This window comes from Mesorhizobium sp. USDA 4775, from assembly GCF_054062655.1.
In genome coordinates this window covers 373,529-395,388 of sequence record NZ_JBSSFM010000002.1, presented here as the reverse complement: position 1 = coordinate 395,388, position 21,860 = coordinate 373,529, and the positions used below count along the sequence as shown (strand labels likewise).

13 protein-coding genes and 9 pseudogenes are annotated in these 21,860 nt (G+C 60.4%); 10 read left to right on the top strand and 12 right to left on the bottom strand.

Annotated features, from left to right (window positions below):
• Window positions 1-44 precede the first annotated feature (44 nt).
• Together ACVILI_RS33855 and ACVILI_RS33850 are read right to left on the bottom strand one after the other, a co-directional pair.
• Entirely contained in the window at window positions 45-404 is a 360-nt protein-coding gene (locus ACVILI_RS33855) for a tyrosine-type recombinase/integrase (protein ID WP_038654942.1), read from the bottom strand.
• Between the two features lie 266 nt (window positions 405-670).
• Window positions 671-922, bottom strand: a complete 252-nt coding sequence (locus ACVILI_RS33850; protein WP_051726993.1) for a hypothetical protein — start codon at window positions 920-922, stop codon at window positions 671-673.
• Between ACVILI_RS33850 and ACVILI_RS33845 the strand changes: the two are divergent.
• Window positions 915-1,357 (top strand): annotated as a pseudogene (locus ACVILI_RS33845) (helix-turn-helix domain-containing protein); the annotation flags it as partial. The gene ACVILI_RS33850 and the pseudogene ACVILI_RS33845 overlap by 8 nt on opposite strands.
• Window positions 1,358-1,425: 68 nt before the next feature.
• Here the strand turns inward: ACVILI_RS33845 and ACVILI_RS33840 are convergent.
• Window positions 1,426-1,574: pseudogene (locus ACVILI_RS33840) on the bottom strand (IS110 family transposase); the annotation flags it as partial.
• Between the two features lie 1,142 nt (window positions 1,575-2,716).
• Between ACVILI_RS33840 and ACVILI_RS33835 the strand changes: the two are divergent.
• Window positions 2,717-4,705, top strand: coding sequence for a hypothetical protein (locus ACVILI_RS33835; RefSeq protein ID WP_240565483.1), 1,989 nt, complete (start codon window positions 2,717-2,719; stop codon window positions 4,703-4,705).
• 119 nt (window positions 4,706-4,824) lie between these two features.
• A pseudogene (locus ACVILI_RS33830) lies at window positions 4,825-5,635 on the top strand (IS3 family transposase); the annotation flags it as partial.
• Between the two features lie 150 nt (window positions 5,636-5,785).
• Here the strand turns inward: ACVILI_RS33830 and istB (ACVILI_RS33825) are convergent.
• Window positions 5,786-6,514 carry an ATP-binding protein gene (istB, locus tag ACVILI_RS33825; protein WP_457102783.1) on the bottom strand — a complete coding sequence of 243 codons (729 nt, stop codon included), beginning with the start codon at window positions 6,512-6,514 and terminating at the stop codon, window positions 5,786-5,788.
• Window positions 6,447-7,170, bottom strand: a pseudogene (locus ACVILI_RS33820) (Mu transposase domain-containing protein); the annotation flags it as partial. The pseudogene ACVILI_RS33820 and the gene istB (ACVILI_RS33825), both read right to left, overlap by 68 nt.
• Before the next feature lie 166 nt (window positions 7,171-7,336).
• Between ACVILI_RS33820 and istA (ACVILI_RS33815) the strand changes: the two are divergent.
• Both istA (ACVILI_RS33815) and istB (ACVILI_RS33810) read left to right on the top strand, forming a co-directional pair.
• Window positions 7,337-8,851 carry an IS21 family transposase gene (gene istA, locus ACVILI_RS33815; RefSeq protein ID WP_457102398.1) on the top strand — a complete coding sequence of 505 codons (1,515 nt, stop codon included), beginning with the start codon at window positions 7,337-7,339 and terminating at the stop codon, window positions 8,849-8,851.
• On the top strand, window positions 8,848-9,663 hold the full coding sequence (gene istB, locus ACVILI_RS33810; protein WP_284278837.1) for an IS21-like element helper ATPase IstB: 816 nt from the start codon (window positions 8,848-8,850) through the stop codon (window positions 9,661-9,663). Before istA (ACVILI_RS33815) ends, istB (ACVILI_RS33810) begins: the two co-directional genes overlap by 4 nt.
• A 286-nt stretch (window positions 9,664-9,949) precedes the next feature.
• On the opposite strand, the gene istB (ACVILI_RS33805) is transcribed toward istB (ACVILI_RS33810), so the two are convergent.
• From istB (ACVILI_RS33805) to istA (ACVILI_RS33790), 4 genes and pseudogenes are all read right to left on the bottom strand, one after another.
• On the bottom strand, window positions 9,950-10,705 hold the full coding sequence (gene istB, locus ACVILI_RS33805) for an IS21-like element helper ATPase IstB (protein WP_038646815.1): 756 nt from the start codon (window positions 10,703-10,705) through the stop codon (window positions 9,950-9,952).
• Between the two features lie 12 nt (window positions 10,706-10,717).
• Window positions 10,718-12,079: an IS21 family transposase gene (gene istA, locus ACVILI_RS33800; RefSeq protein ID WP_457102817.1), complete on the bottom strand. Its 1,362-nt coding sequence runs from the start codon at window positions 12,077-12,079 to the stop codon at window positions 10,718-10,720.
• A 47-nt stretch (window positions 12,080-12,126) separates the two neighbouring features.
• A complete protein-coding gene (locus tag ACVILI_RS33795) occupies window positions 12,127-13,395 on the bottom strand; it encodes an IS256 family transposase (protein ID WP_457102496.1) in 1,269 nt (422 codons plus the stop codon).
• A 442-nt stretch (window positions 13,396-13,837) separates the two neighbouring features.
• Window positions 13,838-14,695 (bottom strand): annotated as a pseudogene (gene istA / locus ACVILI_RS33790) (IS21 family transposase); the annotation flags it as partial.
• 101 nt (window positions 14,696-14,796) lie between these two features.
• Between istA (ACVILI_RS33790) and ACVILI_RS33785 the strand changes: the two are divergent.
• The 5 genes and pseudogenes from ACVILI_RS33785 to istB (ACVILI_RS33765) all read left to right on the top strand — a co-directional run.
• Window positions 14,797-15,126 (top strand): annotated as a pseudogene (locus ACVILI_RS33785) (transposase); the annotation flags it as partial.
• Window positions 15,127-15,371: 245 nt separating this feature from the next.
• A pseudogene (locus ACVILI_RS33780) lies at window positions 15,372-15,650 on the top strand (helix-turn-helix domain-containing protein); the annotation flags it as partial.
• A gap of 70 nt (window positions 15,651-15,720) precedes the next feature.
• On the top strand, window positions 15,721-16,944 hold the full coding sequence (locus tag ACVILI_RS33775) for an IS256 family transposase (RefSeq protein WP_038649879.1): 1,224 nt from the start codon (window positions 15,721-15,723) through the stop codon (window positions 16,942-16,944).
• A 49-nt stretch (window positions 16,945-16,993) separates the two neighbouring features.
• Window positions 16,994-17,965: pseudogene (istA, locus tag ACVILI_RS33770) on the top strand (IS21 family transposase); the annotation flags it as partial.
• Window positions 17,962-18,843: an IS21-like element helper ATPase IstB gene (gene istB / locus ACVILI_RS33765; protein ID WP_240565535.1), complete on the top strand. Its 882-nt coding sequence runs from the start codon at window positions 17,962-17,964 to the stop codon at window positions 18,841-18,843. The pseudogene istA (ACVILI_RS33770) and the gene istB (ACVILI_RS33765), both read left to right, overlap by 4 nt.
• Window positions 18,844-18,853: 10 nt before the next feature.
• On the opposite strand, the pseudogene ACVILI_RS33760 reads toward istB (ACVILI_RS33765), so the two are convergent.
• The 3 genes and pseudogenes from ACVILI_RS33760 to sctV all read right to left on the bottom strand — a co-directional run.
• Window positions 18,854-19,080: pseudogene (locus tag ACVILI_RS33760) on the bottom strand (DDE-type integrase/transposase/recombinase); the annotation flags it as partial.
• 126 nt (window positions 19,081-19,206) lie between these two features.
• On the bottom strand, window positions 19,207-19,716 hold the full coding sequence (locus ACVILI_RS33755) for a tetratricopeptide repeat protein (RefSeq protein WP_038654870.1): 510 nt from the start codon (window positions 19,714-19,716) through the stop codon (window positions 19,207-19,209).
• Window positions 19,717-19,777: 61 nt separating this feature from the next.
• Window positions 19,778-21,829 carry a type III secretion system export apparatus subunit SctV gene (gene sctV / locus ACVILI_RS33750; RefSeq protein ID WP_038654873.1) on the bottom strand — a complete coding sequence of 684 codons (2,052 nt, stop codon included), beginning with the start codon at window positions 21,827-21,829 and terminating at the stop codon, window positions 19,778-19,780.
• Window positions 21,830-21,860: the final 31 nt, after the last annotated feature.

Genomic DNA, 21,860 nt, shown 5'->3' with positions numbered 1-21,860 from the left:
ATCCCCCATCCGCCACTTCCAGATCCGGGCGCATGGCGCGCGGCTCAGCCGGGCGGCGTGATCTCCATGTGGAGTTGGTCAAAAGGACTGGCGGTCCGACCGATCACAGCCGTTGATACCTGGGCGTATAGTGTCGTCGTCGCCAGGCTGCGATGGCCCAGCAGCACCTGAATGATCCTTATGTCCGTGCCGGCTTCCAAAAGGTGGGTGGCGAAGCTGTGGCGAAGGGTGTGCACCGTCACCCGCTTCTCAATGCCCAGGAACTCGCACGCTGCTCGACAGGCGATCCCCAAGGTCTGCGGGTGGATCGGGCCGCGGCCATCGCGCCGGGGAAAAAGCCATCGCCCCGGCTTGGTCAACCGCCAATAGACGCGCAAAATCTCCAGCAGCTGCGGCGACAGCATGGTCTCGTGGGGCGCGTTGAACCAGACCGTTTGCGCCTTGACAAATTGCGGATCGTCAGATCTTCAATCATCCGCTGACGCAGAGGGCTTATCTGCGCCATCTGGGGTTCTCCTGTCTGGAAGGTTGGCTCGACACCAAATCTTCTCAGACAGGGGCCTCCTCAGGCCAGACCCGCGCATCAGCTACCGCGGGGCACAAAGCGCAGCTGTCACATCAATCGATTCATCGATCACAGAACGTGCTCACCTGCGCGAACGGACGGTGTTCATCCGCCAACTCGATGATTGGGCGACGAAAAAGACGAAACTTCGGTTTGCGCGGCCATCGGATAGATGGCTTCGACCTTCATCGTCTTCATGAAGCTTTCCGCTTTGGCATTATCGTAGGAATTGCCGCGCCGACCCATCGATCCAATAAGATCGTGCTCGGCGGGAAGATTGCGATAGAGGAGCGCGGCATATTGGGCGGATTCAAATGGTCGTCGCAACACTCTGAAGTTGGAGGTTGCGATGAGCATTGGAAAGCGGCGATCGGCACGGTCTGGACGAGCGCCATTACCTTCACCAGCACGGCCGCCGGTGGCGGGGCGCGATGAACAGATTAGATTCTGGCGGGCGATTGCCGCGGGGCTGGGTAGTGAAGATGCGCCGCTCGAAGCCGGAGTGTCGCAGCCTGTAGGAACCAGATGGTTCCGAAGGCTGGCGGTATGTCACCAGTGATGTTCAGATCCTCGGCAAAGCCGCTCTCCGGACGCTACCTGTCATTGGTGGAGCGCGAGATCGCACTTCTCAGGGTGCAGGGCTATTCCAGGCAGGCGATTGGGCGCCACCTGGGGCGGGCCGCCTCGACAATCTCCCGTGAACTGCGGCGCAACGCAGCCACCCGCAGCGGCGCGGATCGATCGGCCCGTCGGCCCAAACCGACCAAGCTTGCGCTCAACACAACCTTGCGCAAGCAACTTCTGACATCTCCCATCTTCGCACATCTTCATCAGCCTTCGGTTAACTTTACGGTGCCCGGCCCGTCGATCCTGTCGGTCTTCGCCCGCCGGCGACGCCGAGAGGTCGCGATCGAGGCGGCATCGGCGACGCTGCTTTCGATCCCTTCAGCCTGCAGTACGCGGTGGAGCCAGAACGTTCGAGACCGGCATCCTGGATCACAATGATCGGAAGGTGTCGTGCGTTCGCGATAGCACCTTCTCAAAATGCGCCGAAGGCGCGCCCGCAGCCTGGGCGAGCACGGATCGCGCTTTGGCCGCCGATGGGTGATGACTCGCGGTTCTTGTCTCGATTTGGAAACCCGAGGCCGGCCAGTAGGTCGATGGTTGCGCCCGCCATCCATCGTGCGCAACAGTCGACAGGGCGGTATTCCGATCGCATCCAAAGTTAATTCCCACCCGTGAGGCGCTGCGCGAGTGCCGAATACGGGGGATTCCCACGGCCCCGAGAGAAGAGCGACCGCAGTGTGTGCATCGTCGTCAGCTCCCCGTCAGCTCGTTCGAATAGCTCTCTTCGAGAGCGACCCAAACTCAAATCATATTGAAAGACTTCCGCCAAAAAAAGGGACGAATGCCATGTACGGTCGGAAAGTGCTCATCCGAAAGCTCCAACCAAGCCAACAACCCGCTACGGTCAAGGGCAGCGACGGGTTTGGCAAGCACTTGCGCACATGGCGCCGCCTGATCTCAATGAGAGTTCGTCTCCAGCGCCGGCACGCTCGTACTCGCTAGTCTCGCGGCCTCCTATAGTGGAGATCGACAGGTCTTCGTGTGTTTTGCATTGGGTTCAGTCTGGACCGTCGCAGCAGGGACGACCCGACCTGGCATGACGACTGACGAAAAAATGCTGCTGGTTCTCTCACGTCATGCCACCTGTCGTCTCGGCGATTGCACTCACCCGCCAGAGCCCTGATGTACTACGACAGCAGGCACAAACCATACGCTGCGCATTCTCACCTAAATCGGAGATGAAACATGACGGGCATTGGCAGATCCGGAAAATCACGCATCGCGGATACTGGAGCCGGATTGAGCAGTTCGCGCTCGCAATCGAGTCTTGCCTCCGGGGAAGGCAGCCAGTCGTTCGGTTCCGTCCTAGAGCGGATGTCATCCTCGGCTGCCATTGCGCGCGGTACCCATGATGACCTTGGTGGCAGATATTCCGGCGCTTCCACTGCCCCACATCGGATCCCGGCGGCTGCGCCACGTGCAGCCGGTTCGCGGAGGCGCAGTGTTTCGTCAGCCTCGGATTGTGAAGCCCTGGCGCCGGTAGCCACCCAGCCGTCAACTTCGGGGGTGACAGTATCCAGTTCCTTGTCAGGCGAAGACATCAACGAGACAAAGCGACGAATCCGCTCACTGATTGACGAGATCGAAGTTCTCGAAGGGAAGAGCCTGCATAGCGGAACCCCCTCGCAGTCCCTATACGAGCTCGATCAGATCGTTAATGCGGGCGAAGAACTACTGCAATGTTATGCGAGCCTGCCCAAGTATGTGGCGCGCCGAACTCTATCCGACGCTGATGTGCGTCAATACCGCGCCAACGTGATTAAAAGGGCGAATAGTGCTAACGATCTGGCCCAACATATCTTCGAGACCGAGGAGGAAGAAAAACGGAAGCGGGTGCAGGCAATTGTCAGCAACTTGGTCAACTCCAATGCCACTGTCGACCAACTGAGCCGATCGGCTCCCAGCAGGGCGAAATATCACGTGGCCTGCGCGGAGCTTTGGGACAAGATTGGACAGCGCCACGAAATTAAGCGGTCTGTCTGCATCGCGACAGCGGACTTACCAAGCTCTACAGCCGAAATGCGGCGGGAAGAAGAGGGCGCGCTGCGGCTGGAATCGGGCCACGTTGTCAATTCAAGAATAATGCAGCTGCAATCGCGGATCAATCTCGCCAAGTTCCTGGCTCAGCAGGTGACCATGCTCGATGAACCCATCAGGGCACGCCTCATCGGTGAGAACGGGCAAACGGGTCTGCTGGGTAACTTCATCGGCGAGATTTTTCCGGCATTCCTCTCGACGGCCAAAGCTGTATGGCAGGGGAAAGGACGCCCGTTCGACTCGGAACACTGCGCCGTTCTGGAGGGGGTTCTGGAGCGGCTTGCGGATTTTGCGTCGGCCTTGCACTCCGATGTTGATAGGCTAATGCACCAAGCAAGTGCTGGCCTCCCATTGAAACTGTTGACCCGGATCGTGGACGACGCCTGGATCGCTTCAGAGGAGGTTACGTACCTGCTCGCACTGCAGCCGAAGTCACCAGCCCCTGAACTGCCGGCCAACGCTGACGCTGCGACACCTGGAGCTGCTGGCACGACTATGGTGGCCGAAAGCACTACAGCGCCCAGAAAAAAAGGAAAAGGCAAGAGCAAGCAGGCCGCTGGTGCTGGGAGTTCGGCGGCCGGACGGCCGGAGCCGCAAGTCGCTGCGGCCGTCAGCGACCCTGCACCGGCAGCCCAGGTGCTCGTACGCACGGATTTAGGTACGAAGAAGCTCGTGAGTGCAGAGGAGGCGCGGAACAGTGCGTCGTCCGCGGCAGCAAGCCTGGCGATTTTGCAAAATGTAACAGCGGGGCAGGACACGAAGTCACTAGTCGCACGGTCGACCGAACTTTTGAAGTTCGATCTGCCTGCTCAGCAAAGTGTGGTCTCCCGAGCGCTTTCCCTGAAACCCGAGGACGCCGAACACGCCATCGGCCTCGCGGTCCAGCGGCTGCAAACGCAGACTGCCGAGATAGAGGCCTGCCTCTCAACGTTGGAGGCGTTTCTTCTCTCCAAGAAGGGAAAGCTGGACGACTTGCACCGACTAACGGTTCAGCTCAAGGAAATGTTGTCCCAAGTGCGGGGACTGGCAAATAGGTGGGACGAAAAAAAGGCCGCTATGGTTACAGACTGCATGAAGAGGTATTCATTTCCCTCGCAGAACTACCTTGAAAAGTTGCTCGACGCCGAGGAGTTGACGCCTGTGGATCCCCCGTGCGCGTTGAACCCAGAGCCGAGCAATCTGTTCGAGATTAGGCTGCAGCCAAAGGCGCTGAGCAACGGTACCCCACCGAGTCCAATGTGGGTGCACATCCACACGACATCCAAGATATATGCGCAGCAGTTGGCAACGCTGGACAGCGCCGAGTTCGCCGCTTGCCACGTCAAGTCCAATGAACAGCGCGGCCATAATCGGCAGTGGCAGAGCTCCCGGGCTAAGAAAGGTTACGACAACGCAATCCACCGCGGCAAGCTCGCCCCCGCCTTCTGTAAGTCCTTGTTGAGCGACCGGGCCTATATGCGAAATGGGCCGGCCTAACCGAGGCATTTTGTGGACTGCAACCCGCTTGGTAAGAGGTGGCTCGGCAAAATTGGACAGGGTGATAAGTGGAATTTCTGCCTGAGATCGGCATGAGTGCCGGAACAGGAGAATGACGAATGACCAGACGACCACGCCGGAACCACAGCCCGGCTTTCAAGGCGAAAGTTGCGCTTGCGGCGATCAAGGGAGAAAAGACGCTGGCCGAGCTGGCGCAGCAATATGATGTGCATGCGAACCAGATCACGGATTGGCGAAAGCAGCTTCTGGAAGGGGCCTCGAACGTGTTTGGCGCGGAGAAATCGGAGCCGACGGTGGACATAAAGGCCCTCCATGCCAAGATCGGAGAGCTGACGCTGGCCAATGATTTCTTAGGCTCGGCGCTCGGCAAGGCCGGCTGGTCGGGGAGCGCAAGACGATGATCGGCCGGGAACATGAACTGCCGATTGCCAAGCAGGCGGCCGAACTGGGGATCAGCCGCGGCAGCGTCTATTCCCTACCCAAGCCGACATCGGTGGCAGACCTGAAGCTGATGCGGCGCATCGACGAATTGCACCTGGATTACCCGTTCGCGGGCAGCCGCATGGTGCAGAAGAAGCGCGAAGGCTACAGACGGGTCGGCTGCATGTGCGCACCTTGATGACGCGCATGGGAATCAAGGCGCTCTACCGCAAGCCGCGCACTTCGAAGCCGGGCGACGGGCACAAGATCTATCCGTATTTGCTGGGCAAGCTGGCGGTGACGCGGCCCAACCAGGTCTGGGCGACGGACCTGACCTATATCCCGATGGCCCGCGGCTTCTGCTACCTGGGTGCTGTCGTCGACTGGTTCACGCGCAAGGTACTGAGCTGGCGGCTGTCGATCACCATGGATGCGGCCTTTTGCATTGAAGCCCTCGAGGAGGCGCTGGCGACATACGGCAAGCCCGAGTGTCAAACGGCTTCCAAAACTGACCCCCGATAGGCGTCCAATTTTGGCCCCCCTATGTAATGCGCGGCGGTCAGCGTTCGCCCGGGCGGAGCTGGTCAGGGTTGCGCAGCCCGGGCGAGCGCGGATGGCGCTTGGCAGTTGATGGGGTGATCAGGCGCGGTTCTTGAAGCGCCAGGATTCGTTTCCGGTCTCGATGATCTCGCAATGATGGGTGAGACGGTCGAGGAGCGCTGTCGTCATCTTGGCGTCGCCGAAGACGGCGGGCCATTCGCCGAACGCCAGGTTGGTAGTGACGATGATCGAGGTCCGTTCATAGAGCCTGCTGATCAGGTGGAAGAGCAATTGCCCGCCGGCCTGGGCAAAGGGCAGATAGCCGAGTTCATCGAGCACGACGAAGTCGAGCCGGGTGAGGTAATCGGCGATACGGCCCTGCTTGCCGCCACGGTGCTCGGTCTCGAGCCGGTTGACGAGATCGACGACGTTGAAGAAGCGGCCACGTGAGCCGTTGCGGATCAGGGCGCGGGCAATGGCGATTGCCAGATGCGACTTGCCGGTTCCGGTGCCGCCGATGAGAACGGCATTGCGCTGATCGGCAACGAAGGTGCCGTTGGCAAGGTCCCGGACCAGCACCTCGTTGACCGGCGTGCCGTCGAAGTCGAACTCATCGATGTCCTTGGCGATTGGCAGCTTGGCGACAGTGAGCTGGTATTTGATGGAGCGGGCCTGCTTCTCGGCGATCTCGGCCGACAGCAGATCGCCGACGATCCTCGGCGGCTCGTGCTGGCGCTTGATGCCTGTCGTCATGACCTCGTCATAGGCACCGCGCATCCCGTAGAGCTTCAACGTGCCCATCAGTTCCAGAACCTGGGTTCGTTCCATCAGCTTGCCCTCCTGAGGCTGTCATAACGGGCGCAGTCGGCCTGCGGCTCATGCTGCAGGCGGAGCGCGTCCGGGGTGAGAATGGTGATGGCGGGCGCCGGATCGCGCCGCCGTGCCAGGATGTTGATGATGATGGCGGCGGAGCAGACGTTCTGGTCGATCGCTTCTTGGCAGGCAGCCTCGACCGCATCGATGCCGTCGGTCAACACCGCGGCCAGGATCGCCACCATCTGCCGATCGCCGTCATGCGCCGCCCTCAATCTCCGCCGCACCCGCTCCATGGCCGACGGCAGAACCCAGTCCTGGAACGGCGCGCCGTTGCGCAAGGCGCCAGGCTTGCGGGCAAGCACAGGGACGTAATGCCAGGGATCGTAGATCGTCTCGCCGCGCCCGAAGGAGCGGGCATGTTCGGCGACGACCACGCCGTCCTGGCGGATGACGATCCTGTCGGCATAGGCCTGGATCTCCACCGGGCGGCCGACCGCGGTCGACAGCACCGAGTATTTGTTGTTGTCGAAGCGAACCGTGCAGGTCTTCGACACCGAGGCCGGCACCGTATGGAATCCGTCGAAGGGGCCGCGGTATGCGACCAGCTTGCCGCGCTCCTCCTCGAACACGTTCCAGATCGTTCGTTCCGGCTGTGCGGCGCGACAATGAAGGTGCGAGCGTTGCGTCAATCAAGATGAGAATGCTGGCGGGTTGGATCGCAGGGAGGGCGTAGCCCGACTGGAGTTTCAACCCGCCAGCGCCGCTGCCTTTTTGGGGGCGTTTGTCTGGTGATCGCGGTCGACCGGGTATGCCGGTGGTTTTTCCGATCACTTTGTGCCCGGCCGCCACGTAACCGATCACCAGATGAGGCTCTACATGAAGTTCCGTCAGACCAATTCGACAGCCGTCGCGGCGGCAAAGGCGTCGATCAGCACGGCCACGGCCTATCGCATCGAGAAGGATTCGAGGCTGCCCTCGCAGAAGAAGGCGCCGCGGGAACGACGCCGTGCCGACCCGCTTGCCGATATTTTTCAGACCGAGGTCGTGCCGATGCTGCAAGCCGCGCCCGGCATTCGCGCGATAGCTATCTTCGAGGAGATGCTGCGCCGCCACCCCGATCTGGGCAACGGCGTTCGCCGCACGCTGGAGCGGCGCGTCCGCTCCTGGCGCGCCGTCCACGGCGTGGAGCAGGAGGTCATCTTCCGACAGGTGCATGAGGCCGGCCGCCTCGGCCTGTCGGATTTCACCGACATGGGTAAAGCCGGCATCACGATCGCCGGCCAGCCGCTCGACCACCGGCTCTATCATTTCCGGCTCGCCTATTCCGGCTTCGAGCACGCTCATGTCGTGCTCGGCGGCGAGAGCTTCGTCGCCCTGGCGGAAGGCCTGCAGAACGCGCTGTGGTCGCTCGGCGGGGCTCCCCGCGAGCATCGCAGCGACAGCCTCTCGCCGGCATTCCGCAACCTGGACAAGGACGCCCGGGCGGACCTGACGCGCCGCTACGACGAACTGTGCGGCCACTACGGCATGACCCCTTCCCGCAACAATCGCGGCATCGCGCATGAGAACGGCTCCATCGAAGGCCCGCACGGCCATCTCAAGCGGGCGATCGACGACGCGGCTCTGATGAGAGGATCGAGCGATTTCGGCGATCTGGTCTGCTACCGCCGCTTCGTCGACGAGATCGTCAGCCGCATGAACGCCCGCAATTCCAAGCGCATCGACATCGAGCGCGCCGAGCTCCAGGAACTGCCCGTCCGGCGCACATCCGACTACGAGGAGGTCACCGTGCGCGTCACCTCATCGGGCGGCTTCACGCTGCGCAAGGTGTTCTACACCGTGCCCTCGCGCCTGATCGGCCACCGGCTCAGGGTGCGCCTTTTCGACGATCGACTGGACATCTTCATCGGCGGCACCCTTCTCGTGACGCTGCCGCGCGGACGTGCCTCTCCATCGGGCAAACACGATCAGGTCGTCAATTACCGGCATGTCATCCATTCGCTGCGTCGCAAGCCGATGGCGCTGTTGAACCTGGTCTATCGCGACCAGCTCTTTCCGCGCGAGGCGTATCGGCACACCTTCGACATGCTCATGGAGCGGCTGCCGGAGCGGCAGGCCTGCCGCATCATGGTGGATCTTCTCGCCATGGCTCACGAGCGCGCCTGCGAGAGCGAACTGGCCGACCAACTGGATGCCGCGCTGCAGGCGCGCCGATTGCCCGACATGGCCGCCTTGCGGGAACGCTTCGCCCCCGATCCCTCCCGGCTGCCGAATGTCGTCGTGCGCCTTGCGCCGCTCAATGCCTATGAAGCCCTGCTCGGCGCCAGCCTGACGGGAGACGCGGCATGAAGACCAACACCACTGTCGATACCGCCAAGCTCAGCCTGCTCCTCAACGAACTGCGCTTGCCGGCCATCAAGCTCATGTGGCCGCAATTCGCCGAACAGGCCGACAAGGAAGGCTGGCCCGCCGCCCGCTTTCTCGCCGCGATCACCGAGCATGAACTGGCCGAACGCGACCGCCGCCGCATCGAACGCCACCTCGCCGAGGCCCGCCTCCTGCCGGGCAAGACCCTCGACACCTTCGCGTTCGAGGCCGTGCCGATGATCTCCAAGGCCCAGGTGATGGCGATCACCGCCGGCGACAGCTGGCTGGAGAAGGGGGCGAACCTGCTTCTGTTCGGCCCGCCCGGCGGCGGCAAAAGCCATCTCGCTTCAGCCATCGGCCTTGCGCTCATCGAGAATGGCTGGCGGGTGCTCTTCACCAGAACAACCGACCTCGTCCAGAAGCTTCAGACGGCACGGCGAGACCTGGCGCTCGAGAGCGCTCTGGCCAAGCTCGACAAGTTCCATCTCCTGATCCTCGATGATCTCGCCTACGTCACCAAGGACCAGGCCGAGACCAGCGTGCTGTTCGAGCTCATCAGCGCCCGCTACGAGCGGCGCTCAATGCTCATCACCGCCAACCAGCCGTTCGGCGAATGGGGCAAGGTCTTCCCCGACCCCGCCATGACGCTCGCCGCGGTCGACCGCCTCGTCCATCACGCCACCATCTTCGAGATGAATGTCGAGAGCTACAGGCGCCGCGAGGCCATGGAGCGAAAGCGTGGCCCGGGACGCCCCGCGTCCTATGCCACACCCGCCAACAGCGTCGCTGATTGACGCGCCGCGACAATCAAACCGACAAACCCTCTTGCGCGCGGCAATCAATGCCGCGATCATCACCTCCGCCGCGACACCAGATTCTCATCCAGATTGTCGCGCGCTTCTCATCAGAATTGTCGCGCCACACGGCTGATTGCGTATTCCGACGAAGCCGGCCATCGATTCCGATTTGAAGCCGGCCAGTCATTCCGATTTCATTCCGGCCGGTGTTCCGATTTGAAGCCGGCCATTTTTCGGACTGATCCTGGGTCTCGTTGATGTTTGGATTGGGTTTCGTTTCAGGTCAAGCGTGCGCTGTTTCGGACGCTCTCGGCGAGCGCTGTTTTCGCATGCTTTCACCGGTGAGATCGATGCGATAGGCGTTGTGAACGAGGCGGTCCAGGATGGCATCGGCCAGGGTTGGGTTTGCAATGATCTCGTACCAGCGATCCAGGGGCAGCTGACTGGTGACGATTGTCGATCGGCGTTCGTAGCGGTCTTCAATGATCTCAAGCACATCACGCCGCTGGTCATCATTGAGTTTTTCCGGTCCCCAGTCATCGAGAATGAGAAGGTCGGTTTTGGCGAGTTGCTTGAGGATCCGGCCATAACGTCCGTCGCCTCTCGCGAGGGCAAGCGTTGCAAACAGCCGGGGAACGCGGTGATAGGCGACGGAGAAATCCTCTCGGCAAGCTTTGTGGCCAAGCGCACAGGCCAGCCAGCTCTTGCCGACGCCGGCCGGCCCGGTGATGAGAAGACTGTGATGCTTTCTGATCCAGTCGCAGCCGGCGAGCGCCATGAACAGATTGCGATCAAGACCGCGTGCGGCACGAAAGTCGGCATTCTCGATCTGTGCGTCATGGCGAAGTTTTGCAGCTCTGGCGCGGGCTTCGAAACGCTTCTGGCGGCGCATGGTAGCCTCGCGCTCGAGCAGCATGGCAAGCCATTCGCCATGCTCGAGGCCGCGTGCTTCGGATTGTGCGTCGAGTTCCTGGAAGGCAGTGGCCATGCCATGAAGGCCGAGTTCGCGCAGCATGTTGATGGTCGGATGGATGAGCATTGGTATGTCTCCTCAATGGAAGTAATCAGGGCCACGCAGATTGGCGTGATCGACGATGGCGGTCGGTTCGGTGGAATGCCTTGCGGCCTTGTGATTGGCGATGAGCGAGGCGATGCTCTTGCAGTTCAGCCCACCGATCTCGACAGCGCGGGCTGAGACGGCTTCGGCGCGATCGCGTGTGACATCGCGAAACAGGCGAAGGACACCCAGGCATGTTCGAAAGCCTTGTTCAGGATGTGGGCGGCTGGCGAGGATTGCGACAACCAAGCCTTCCGTCTCGGGCCCGACGGATGCGGCCCAGCGACGGAAACGATCCGGCGTCCACTCGGCATATCGCCGGTGGGAGCTGGGCATATGATCCGGATCCGTCCCATGACGAGGGCCGCCATAGCGGCGCTGATGGACGGCAATGCGCTTGCCGCGGTGGAAGATCTCGATGGTGCGTGCCGTTGCCCTCAGATCGACTTGCTGACGAATGAGGTTGTGCGGTACGGAATAGAAGAAGGTCTTGAACTCGACGTGGTAATCCGTCGAGACGCGGGCCAAACGCCACTCGGCGAATTCGTAGTCTTCGCTCGGAAGGCTTGCCAGCGCAGCACGCTCGACGCTCTCAAACAGTTGCCGGCGACTGACGCCCAGCCGACGCATGACGTGATCATTGATGCGATTGAGTGCCTGGCGAATTGCGGCATTGGCCTCGGCCAGCGAGAAGAAGGTCTGGTTGCGCAGCCGCCCCAGAATGCATGACTGGGCGAAACGCACGCCGTTCTCGACTTTCGATTTGTCCTTCGGCCGTCGCGGCCGTGCCGGAAGAACGCCGACGCCATAATGGGATGCCATCATGCCGTAGCTGCGATTGATCTCGGGATCGTAGAAGCTGGCGCGGCTGACGCCCGACTTCAGATTGTCGGGGACGATCAGGCGGGGAACGCCATCAAAGAAACGAAACATCCTGACGTGTGAACCAATCCAATCCGGCAGTGTCTGGGTCCAGGTCGCTTCGGCATAGGTCAAGCTGGACGCACCCAGCACTGCCACGAAGATCTCCGCCTCACGGATCTCGCCGGTGTCTCGATCAACGATCGGGATCTTCTTGCCGGAATAGTCGACGAAGACCTTGTCGCCGGCGGCGTGTTCCTGGCGCATCGTCGGCGAAAGCCGCTGTTCGAAGCTGCGAAAGAGCTCGCAGAACCGGCTGTAGCCATATCCGTCGGGATGACTTCCTCGATACTCCTCCCACAAGATGAGGAGCGTGACGCCCGGCTTCTTGAGCTCGACGGCAAGATGGGCCCAGTTCGGCTCTGTGCGCCGCCGCGTGCCCTGCTTGACGCCATTGCGAGCGAAGAGTTTGTTCTCAAGCGCGTCATCGGTCAGCTCGCCTGGCAGGGGGAGCTATGCTGGAATTTGGGTGACGAGGCTGATCAAGCGGCGCTCTGCGGCTTCAATTCGATGACCTCGATTCCATCTTGGAATCTGGCACCTGCGATGAGTTTCGGCAACTGATTTTGTCCTTTCAATCGTCGCCATGTCCTGGCGGCGGCCATGACCAGTTTGAAGACCATCAGCCTTGCGGTCTTCGATGATAGGGAGCCTTTCGTGCGCACCGTGCGATGGCGAACGGTGGCAAAAACGCTCTCGATGGGATTCGATGTCCGCAGATGATCCCAATGTTCGGCGGGGAAATCGTAGAACGCCAGCAAGGCATTCTGATCTTTGGTCAGGCAGTCGACCGCCTTGCCGTATTTCGCATCATATTTCTCGACAAAGACGGCAATCGCCGTCTCGGCTGAGGCTCGGTTCGGGGCGGAAAAGATTTCGCGCAGATCTGTCTTCATGCCGGCCTGCATTGAGTTCGGCACCTTGTTGAGCACGTTGGCTGTCTTGTGCACCCAGCACCGCTGGTGCTTGGTGCCGGGAAGGACCTCATCGAGCGCGCTCCAGAAGCCAAGCGCGCCGTCGCCGACGGCAAGATCGGGCGCGATTTGCAGGCCACGACGCTTCACGTCGACCAGCAGCTCGCGCCAGCTCTGCGCACTCTCACGAATCCCTGTCTGGAAGCCGACGAGTTCTTTTTTGCCCTCAGGCGTGGCGCCGATCAGCACCAGCATGCATTCGGCATGGTCTTCCATGCGCGCCTGGAGATAGACCCCGTCCGCCCACACATAGACATAATGGCGCGCCGAAAGATCGCGCTTTTGCCAACGCTCGTATTCGGTGGTCCACTCTGCCGTCAGCCGCGTGATCACCGAGGGTGAGAGGTTCGCTGCCTCCTTGCCGAGCAGGGCTGCCAGAGCTTCCTGAAAGTCGCCCGTCGAAACGCCGCGCAGGTAAAGAACGGGAAGCAGCGCGTCCAGACTTCGCGTCCGACGCGCCCATTTGGGTAGGATCGATGAGGAAAACCGGACCCGGTCCGCTTCGCCGGTCGCGCCGCGGTCCCGGACCTTCACCCGGCTGACGGGCACCGGCCCGATCCCCGTCTGGATGCTCCGCTCCGGGCCGCGACCGTGCCGGACCAGCCGCTCACGTCCGTCCGGCAGCTTCAGATCCCGCATCTCGGCAAGAAACGCTTCGGCCTCCATCTCGATCGCCTGCGCCAGCAATTTGCGCGCGCCGGTGCGGAGCACATCCGTCAGGGGATCATCGATCTCGTCGGGCTGACGAAGGCGAACAATGTTGATAGTCTCGTTCATGGCGTATCGCTCTCCTTGAGAGGTTCTGGCAGGCTTCAATCACCCGCCTCGATACGCCGCCCTTCTCAAACCGTCATCACCCATTTTCCGCCATAGCTCTGGCAGGGGCCAGCTCAACCCGATTGCCGCTGCGCGCCGCAGATTATCCTGCACCGTACTGCGTGCTATTCCCAGCACGACCGCAATCTCGCGGGAGCTGGTCCCGCTTCCGGCAAGCCGAAGCATTTGTCTCAACTGTCTCATGGTCAGCCTTCTCTTTGCCGGCATCAAAATGTCCTCGTTCATCGCGAGGTAATTGATGCCAAAGTTGCTGACCCAGGAGGTAATCTTCAGTGCCGAAAACCGGCCGGTCTTTGGTTGGAATGGTGGCCGGCTTCATACCGGAATGGTGGCCGGTGTTTGATCGGAATGGCGGCCGGCTTCACGTCGGAATCCGCAGCTGTTCGATGTGACGGTGCGCCTTGGCGTAGCCGACGCACTTATCCTGCAGCCGGGCGTTCAATTCCTCATAGGTCTTGAAGCGCAGCCTGGGCGTGAAGAAGCGCTCGCGCACCAGCCCGACCTGGTTCTCGACCTGACCCTTCTCCCAGCCAGACGCCGGCGTGCAGGCGACAGGTTGAACGAGATAGTGACTGCACATCTGCATGAAGCGGCGATTGTATTGGCGGTCCTTGCCAACGAAGATCGTTTCCACCGCCGTCTTCATGTTGTCGTAGATGCCGCGCGTGCAGGCGCCGCCGAAGAAGGCAAACGCCCGGTCGTGGGCGTCGAACACCATCTCCTGCGTCTCGCGCGGATAGGCCCTCACGAACATCATGCGGCTATGGCAGAGCCGGACATGGGCGACCTTCACGGTCACCGTCACACCGTTGATCAGGACGATCTCGTGGCTCCAGTCGAACTGGTAGGCCTCGCCCGGCGCGAAGAACAGCGGCACATAGGCGTCCGCCGATGCCGACCCTTGCGCTTTCGCCCAACTCTTCGCGTAACGCCGGACGGCGTCATAGCCGCCCTCGTAGCCGAGGCTGCAAAGCTCTTCGTAAATCCGGATGAGAGTCAGTTGCTCGCGGGCGGCTTTGCCACGGTTGCCGGTCAGAAACGCGTCGAGCTGATCCTGCCATGGGCCGATCTTCGGCTTGGGCTGCCGCTCGCGTTCGTAGGAGAACGACGTCTCGTCGGATCTGAGAATCTTGCGGACCGTGTTGCGAGACACATGCAGCTCGCGGCAAATCCGCTTGAGCGACCATCCTTGCACATGGAAGGCGCGCCGAACCCGAGCAATCGTATCCACCGACTTCATCCCCACACCATCCGCTCGCTACGACGAGCGGATGGTCGCAAATCAAAGCATCAGGGGGGTCAAAATTGGACGCCGATTCCCCGGCTTATGGGGTCAATTTTGCACGCCGATTCACACCCGAGATCTTCAACTCCGATCAGGGCAGCCAGTTCACCAGCCATGACTTCACCAAGGTCCTCCTCGACCGGGAGATCAGGATCAGCATGGATGGCAAGGGCGCCTGGCGCGACAACGTCTTCGTCGAGCGTCTCTGGCGGTCGGTGAAATATGAGGAGGTCTATCTCAAGGCCTATGACAGCGTTCGCGAAGGGCGAGCGTCGATCGGAAAATATCTCGATTTCTACAATCGGGGACGCCCGCATTCCAGCCTTGACGGCAGAGCGCCAGATGAGGCCTACTTCACCCCGATACCGCTTCCCGAGGCGGCCTAATCAGAGGCAGTGTTCCACTTATAAATCGGGAATTCCTGTCCAAACAAACCGAGCCACATCTGACAGTCAGGCGGCGAGAACGGCGAACTGTTCGGCCAAGTGTCGATACCGGGTCAATACTCCCCAGAAGTGCCGTTTGAATCTTCCTCAGTTTAGCGTTGCCGCCGGTCTTCCGGGGCGCGCCCCGGAGGACCGGCGGCGCGTCATCACCGATACTGCTCTCGATGGTCGAGAGGGGAATGGCGGTGATCAAACTCGGGGAGATAGTCATGATCTTGGATATGCATCGGCAGGGGCTGTCGGTGTCAGCGATCGCCAGGCAGACCGGCGTCGATCGAAAGACAATCCGCAAATACATCGAGCGTGGCCTTGAGGCCCCTGCCTATGGACCAAGGAAGCCGCGGGCGACGGTGATTGATCCCTTCACCGCTTATTTGCGTGAACGGGTTGCTGCCTATCCCGGCCTTAGCGGTCGGCGGCTCTTGCGAGAGCTGAAGGATCGTGGGTTTGCCGGGGGCTACACTACCGTCACGGACTGGGACTGTCAGGAATTCCGTGTGCGGGCGGGCATAATGGGTAAAAAGGATTCCCACTATGACCCGACGCAAAGAACCTGCGATACCGAATGATCTTCTCGACCAGCTTCTGGCAGGCGGGGCAGCCAGTGCTGCCTTCGAACAGGGCGGCCTGCTGGATACGCTCAAGAAGGCTCTGACCGAGCGCGCGCTGAACGCGGAGATGGACCATCATCTGGCGAGCGGCGAAGACGCTGGCAACACGCGCAACGGTTATGGCCGCAAGACGGTGACGACCGAGACCGGCAAGCTGGAGATCGATGTTCCGCGTGACCGCCAGTCGAGTTTCGATCCGCAACTGATCGCCAAGTACCAGCGCCGTTTTCCCGGCTTTGATGACAAGATCGTGTCGATGTACGCGCGTGGCATGAGCACCCGGGAGATCACCGGGCACCTGCGCGATCTGTACGGCATCGATGTGTCTGCGGACCTGATCTCAACGGTGACGGACGCCGTGCTCGACGAAGTCGCCACCTGGCAGCAAAGGCCGCTCGATCCGATTTACCCGCTGGTCTTCTTCGATGCGATCCGGGTCAAGATCCGCGATGAAGGGATGGTCCGCAACAAGGCCATCCACATCGCACTGGGCGTGCGCGCCGATGGTGCAAAGGAGGTGCTGGGCCTGTGGCTCGAGCAGAATGAAGGCGCCAAGTTCTGGCTGCGGGTGATGAACGAGCTCAAGAACCGCGGCACGGAGGATATCCTTCTGGCCGTCGTCGATGGCCTGAAAGGCTTCCCGGACGCGATCACCGCTGTGTTCCCGGAGGCGATCGTCCAGACGTGCATAGTCCATCTGCTGCGCAACTCGATGGACTTCGTGTCCTGGAAAGATCGCAAGAGCCTCGCCGGCGCACTCAAGGAAATCTACCGCGCCGTCGATGCCGATGCCGCCGAAAAGGCGCTGGCGGCGTTCGAGGCCGGCCCCTGGGGCCTGCGCTATCCCGCCATCGGCCAGAGCTGGCGGCGCGCCTGGGCCGAGGTCATTCCATTCTTCGCGTTCCCTGACGACGTCCGCCGGATCATTTACACGACGAACTCAATAGAGGCGTTGAACTCGAAACTTCGACGGGCTGTCAGGGCCAGGGGCCATTTCCCCAGCGACGACGCGGCGACCAAGCTGCTCTATCTGATCTTGAACCGATCCGAGAAAGAGTGGAAAATGCCGCCACGTGAGTGGACCATGGCCAAGGCCCAATTCGCTGTCATCTTCGGCGAGCGCTTCATCAGGGCAATGGCTGCATAATGTTCAACAGCCCGCCCGCACACGGAATTCCTGACAGTCCCTCACGGACTTTCTCAGAGACGTTCGTCCGACCTCAGAACCCGGCTTTGAAGTTCGGTTCGAAACAGCTCCCGGCGAACAGGCGCAGGTGGATTTCGCCCAATTCCATGTGGTCTTCACCGACGAGCCGGCAACCCCCAGGATCGTCTGGCTGTTTTCTATGGTGCTGGGCTATAGCCGTCTCATCTGGGCGCGCTTTGCCATGCATCAGGATCTGCCGACGGTGCTGCGATGCCACGCCGCGGCGTTCGATGCGATCGGCGGCGTTCCGCGCGAGATTCTTTACGACCGAATGAAGACTGCCGTCATCGGCGAAGGCGAAACGGGCGGCATTGTTTATAACCGCGCTCTGCTCGATCTCGCTCGCCATTTCGGCTTTCATCCAAAGGCCTGCAAACCATATCGCGCCAAGACGAAGGGAAAGGTCGAGCGACCATTCCGCTTTATTCGTGAAGACTTTTTCCTGGCGCGCTCGTTTCGCAACCTTGATGATCTTAACACCCAACTGCGGCAATGGCTGGATGGCGTTGCCAATCCGCGCGTGCACGCCACAACGCAGCGCGTCGTCGTCGAGGCCTTCGCGGAAGAGCGCCTTCATCTGCGTCCCTTGCCGCTGGCTCCGTTCCGATCGGTTCTGCGGCTTGAGCGCAGGATATCCCGAGAGGGCATGGTGAGTGTCGGTGGAAACGCCTACAGCGTGCCCGACGCCACCAGAAGGCGGCTCGTCGAAGTTCACACCTTGGCCAATGAGGTTCGAATCTTCGAAGACGGTGCGCTGATTGCTGTGCATCCGGTGTTGGAAGGTCGCCATCAGCGACGCGTCGAACCAGGACACAGAACCTTTCGCTCACCGCCGCGATCGCGATCGCACGTCAACAATGACGAGATCATTCTTCATGGATCCGGAGACCGGGTCACACAACGGCCGCTCGCCTTCTACGACGCCGTCGCCAGAGCTATGGCGCAGGAGAACCGCCCATGAGCGCCGCTCTCGATGCCGTGCCGTCGATGATCGACCGCATTCGCCATGACCTGGTCGGCCTGAAGATGCCACGTGCCCTTGAAGCACTCGACCATATTGTCCGCCGCCTGGAGCATGGCGAGCTGTCGGCGCTCGAAGCGATCGACATTCTCCTTTCCGAAGAGCTGACCCTACGGGAGAACAGCCGTATAAAGACGGCGTTGCGGATGGGTCGGCTGGCAACCATTAAAACGCTCGCCGGCTTCGATTTCTCTTTCCAGCCCTCCCTCGATCGCGATCGGATCTTCACGCTCGCGCAACTGGGCTTCGTCGAAAGGCACGAGGCCGCCCATTTCCTCGGGCCGCCAGGAACTGGCAAAAGCCATCTGGCTATCGCGCTCGGCGTCGAAGCTGTCAAAGCGGGCAAGAGCGTCTACTTCTGCACCCTGGCCGATCTCATTGCAGAGCTGTCCAGGGCCGAGCGGGAGGGACGGCTGCAAGAACGCATCCGCTTCTTCTGCAGGCCAAGTCTGCTGATCGTCGACGAGATCGGTTATCTCCCGGTGATCGCCGGCGGCGGCAATCTGTTCTTCCAGCTCGTCAACGCCCGCTACGAGAAAGGGGCAATGATCCTGACGTCCAACCGCGGCTTTGCAGAGTGGGGAGATGTTTTTGGAGACGCCGTGGTCGCCACCGCGCTTCTCGACAGGCTTTTGCACCATGCCGTCGTCGTTCAGATCGAAGGATCAAGCTACAGGCTGCGCCAGCATGCCGAATTGATGCCTGAACACGTCCGTTCGAAAGCCCTGATTACTCCACCGTCATTCGCTCCACCATCACGGCCGCGCGGTCGGCCGCCGAAAAATACCCAATTCTCCATGCCGTCCGAGACGGCGTAATTGGGGAATTTTACTTCGGCACTTTTGGGGAAATTTCACCCGGTATTGACACCAAGGACGGATTCGGGTTGAAGGCGCACCTCGCTTGTCGCTTGCGCATCATGTGGACATTTCGATGCTGGACAGAATGATGCCAGCGCTGAGGGACGACTTGAAGCCGAGCATCGGCCGGATACGGCGCTTGATGCGCCGATGGTCCTGTTCGATCCGGTTAATCAGGTGTCTACTCTTGCGGATCTGGGTCGGCTTCAGCCGGCGCCGGGAGCGATGCTGCAAGCGATTTGTGGTGTCGCAGGACCCGATCGCCTTTTGGCTGCGCCTGCCATCTGCTTGTTGAAAGCAGGTTGAGGTCTGAATTGAGCTTCAAAACGCAAGCGACAGGTCGAGATTGTGCTGCACCATTCGGTTCCCAGGCTCCAACTCGAGCGCTTGCCGATATAACACCTGCGCCGCGTCGTGCCGCCCCTCGAGATCCAAGATCACGGCTTTCGCGTTCAATACGCGCAAACTTCCTGGGGCTGCAACCAAGAGTCTGTCGAGTACCTGAAGCGCCTCATGCGGGCGTCTCTGCTCCACCAAAGCATTCGTAAGTCCGATCGCTGCATCAACATTGTCAGGGTGCTGTTGCAGCTCATCCCTCAATGCCCGCTCTTGAGCATCCGGACCGACTGCGCGCAAAATGCGCTCTCGCATAGCCGGATCGATTTCGTTGGCGTTGCGCAAATCGAGGGATGATGACTCCGTCACTGAAAGAGAGGGGTTGTCCAAGCTGGCGCAACCGCCGACAGGCAGAATGGCGAGTACGAGGAAGAGCAGAGAGTTCAGGTGAAAAAACCTGAACGATCGGAGAACTATATTCACATGTGAGCTCATGTTTGATTCTCAATTATAACGGGATGCTATGACGTAGTCGGTGACTAGCGGATTGGCTTTACTATGGCGGCCCAGGTGGAAATTTCACGGACCCCACGGGTTTAATTGTAAAGTCGGAGGCGAGCTCTTGATAAGACAGCACAGCAAGATCGATCCCGTTTCGCGTGAAAAAGCCCCGGACAAAGCGTCGGATATCCGTTGAGGTCAAAACGACAGGGCGGTTCTGACCCGGTGCGGTGTTCGAAAGGATCTGACGCATCTGCGACAGCAGCGCTTCGCTTTGCCGATCCTCTAGTACGAGGTAGGGGCCTGCAGCCGAATCTCGAACTGCATTGCGCATCACATCCTCACTCCCACGTTCCACGACCAACGCGGCCACGATGCCCTCTGTGTTGGCATAGCGGTAACAGATCTGCCGCTTCAAACCAGACCGAACATTTTCGGTGAGCAGGGCAACATCTTGCTCACGCTCGCTCCATTCAGCCAATCCTTCCAAGAGGAGGCGGGTATGGCGGATCGGGATACCTTCATCCAGGAGCCGACGCAGCACATCCGCAATCCGAGGAATCGGCGTGGTCCGCAGTACCTCCTTTACCAGATCAGCATAGTTCTGCTCCATTCGGCCAATCAGTTGGCGGGTCTCTTGAATACCGACCAACCGTGAAGCAAAGCGGGTCAACGCTGCATGGACGCGCAACGCGAGGAATTCACCTGGTCCGTAATGCGTGATGCCGATGCGCTTGAGAGCCGGTGCATGGCGTTGTTCGGTCACGAGTCTGCCCGATTTTGGATCACGCCGAAAGGGGATACCGCTCGATTCGACTTTCGCCACATCATCTTGTAGCGTTAGCTCGTTCGGATTTAACACATCCTGCTCGACGGGCACCCCCTCTATATCTATCCGAAACTGCGACTCCGACAACTGCAGGTCTACCGTGATAGGGATCAGGGGAACGACAATGCCTATGTCGGCTGAGACTAGTAGCGAAAGGCGTGCAATCTCCTGCTGCAATTCGCTTTGTTCGATCGCATACATCAAGTCTGGTGCAAGGAAGAAAGCGATCGGATGTTCCTGTGCTGGCGCGGTTTGCTTTGGGGTCTCCCCTGAAGTTTCACATATGGTATTGACGCTAGCGAGGTCTGGCACATCGCTCTTGACAAAGCTGATCGCGCCGAAGATTGCGGCCAAGATCAAAAAAACGGGCAGAGGGAAGCCAGGAACGAATCCCATTAGGATCAGTACACAAGCTGCAAGCCGCAATGGTCGCTTACTGCCCGTGAGCTGACTCACTATTTCAGTACCAAGATTAACCTTCGCGGGCCCAGTGACACGGGTCACGACTGTCGCCGCTGTAATCGAAAGCAGCAGGGCCGGAATCTGCGATATCAATGCATCGCCTATCGTCAGCAATGTGTAGTGATGCAGCACATCTCCGAAGGACATGCCCTTCGAGAGCAGGCCGATCGAAATTCCACCCAGCATGTTGATGAAGATAACCACCAGTCCGGCGATGGAATCGCCCTTTACAAATTTCATTGCGCCATCCATAGCGCCGTAAAGTTGGCTTTCCTTCTCCAATGCGGCGCGCCGCCTGCGAGATTCGGCAGCGTCGATGTGGCCGTTGCGTAGCTCCGCGTCGACGGCCATTTGCTTACCAGGCAGTGCGTCCAAGGTGAAGCGCGCCGCCACCTCTGCTACGCGTTCGGCGCCCTTTGCCAGGACCATGAATTGCACCATGGTGACGACCAGAAATATGACGAAACCCACAACAATATTGCCCGAGATCACGAAATCTCCGAACGTGTGGATGATGGCACCTGCCTCCCCCTCGGCCAGGATCAGGCGCGTGGTTGCGACGGTGAGCGCGAGGCGAAATACCGTGGCAAGCAAAATGACGCCGGGCAAAGAAGAAAGATCAAGTGGAGTGCCAACATAAAGGGCAACCATCATCAGTAGGATCGCGAGTCCCATATTGAATCCTATCATCGCGTCGACCAGCACGACCGGGATAGGCATGACCATCAGAGCGATCGCCAGAAGCAGCATCAGCGCGACCATTAGGTCAGGGTTGGCTGGCGAACGCTTGATGAAGTTGCGGAGGGCGTTGGCCATCGAGGCCCCTTTTCGATCGTTTGAGTGTCAC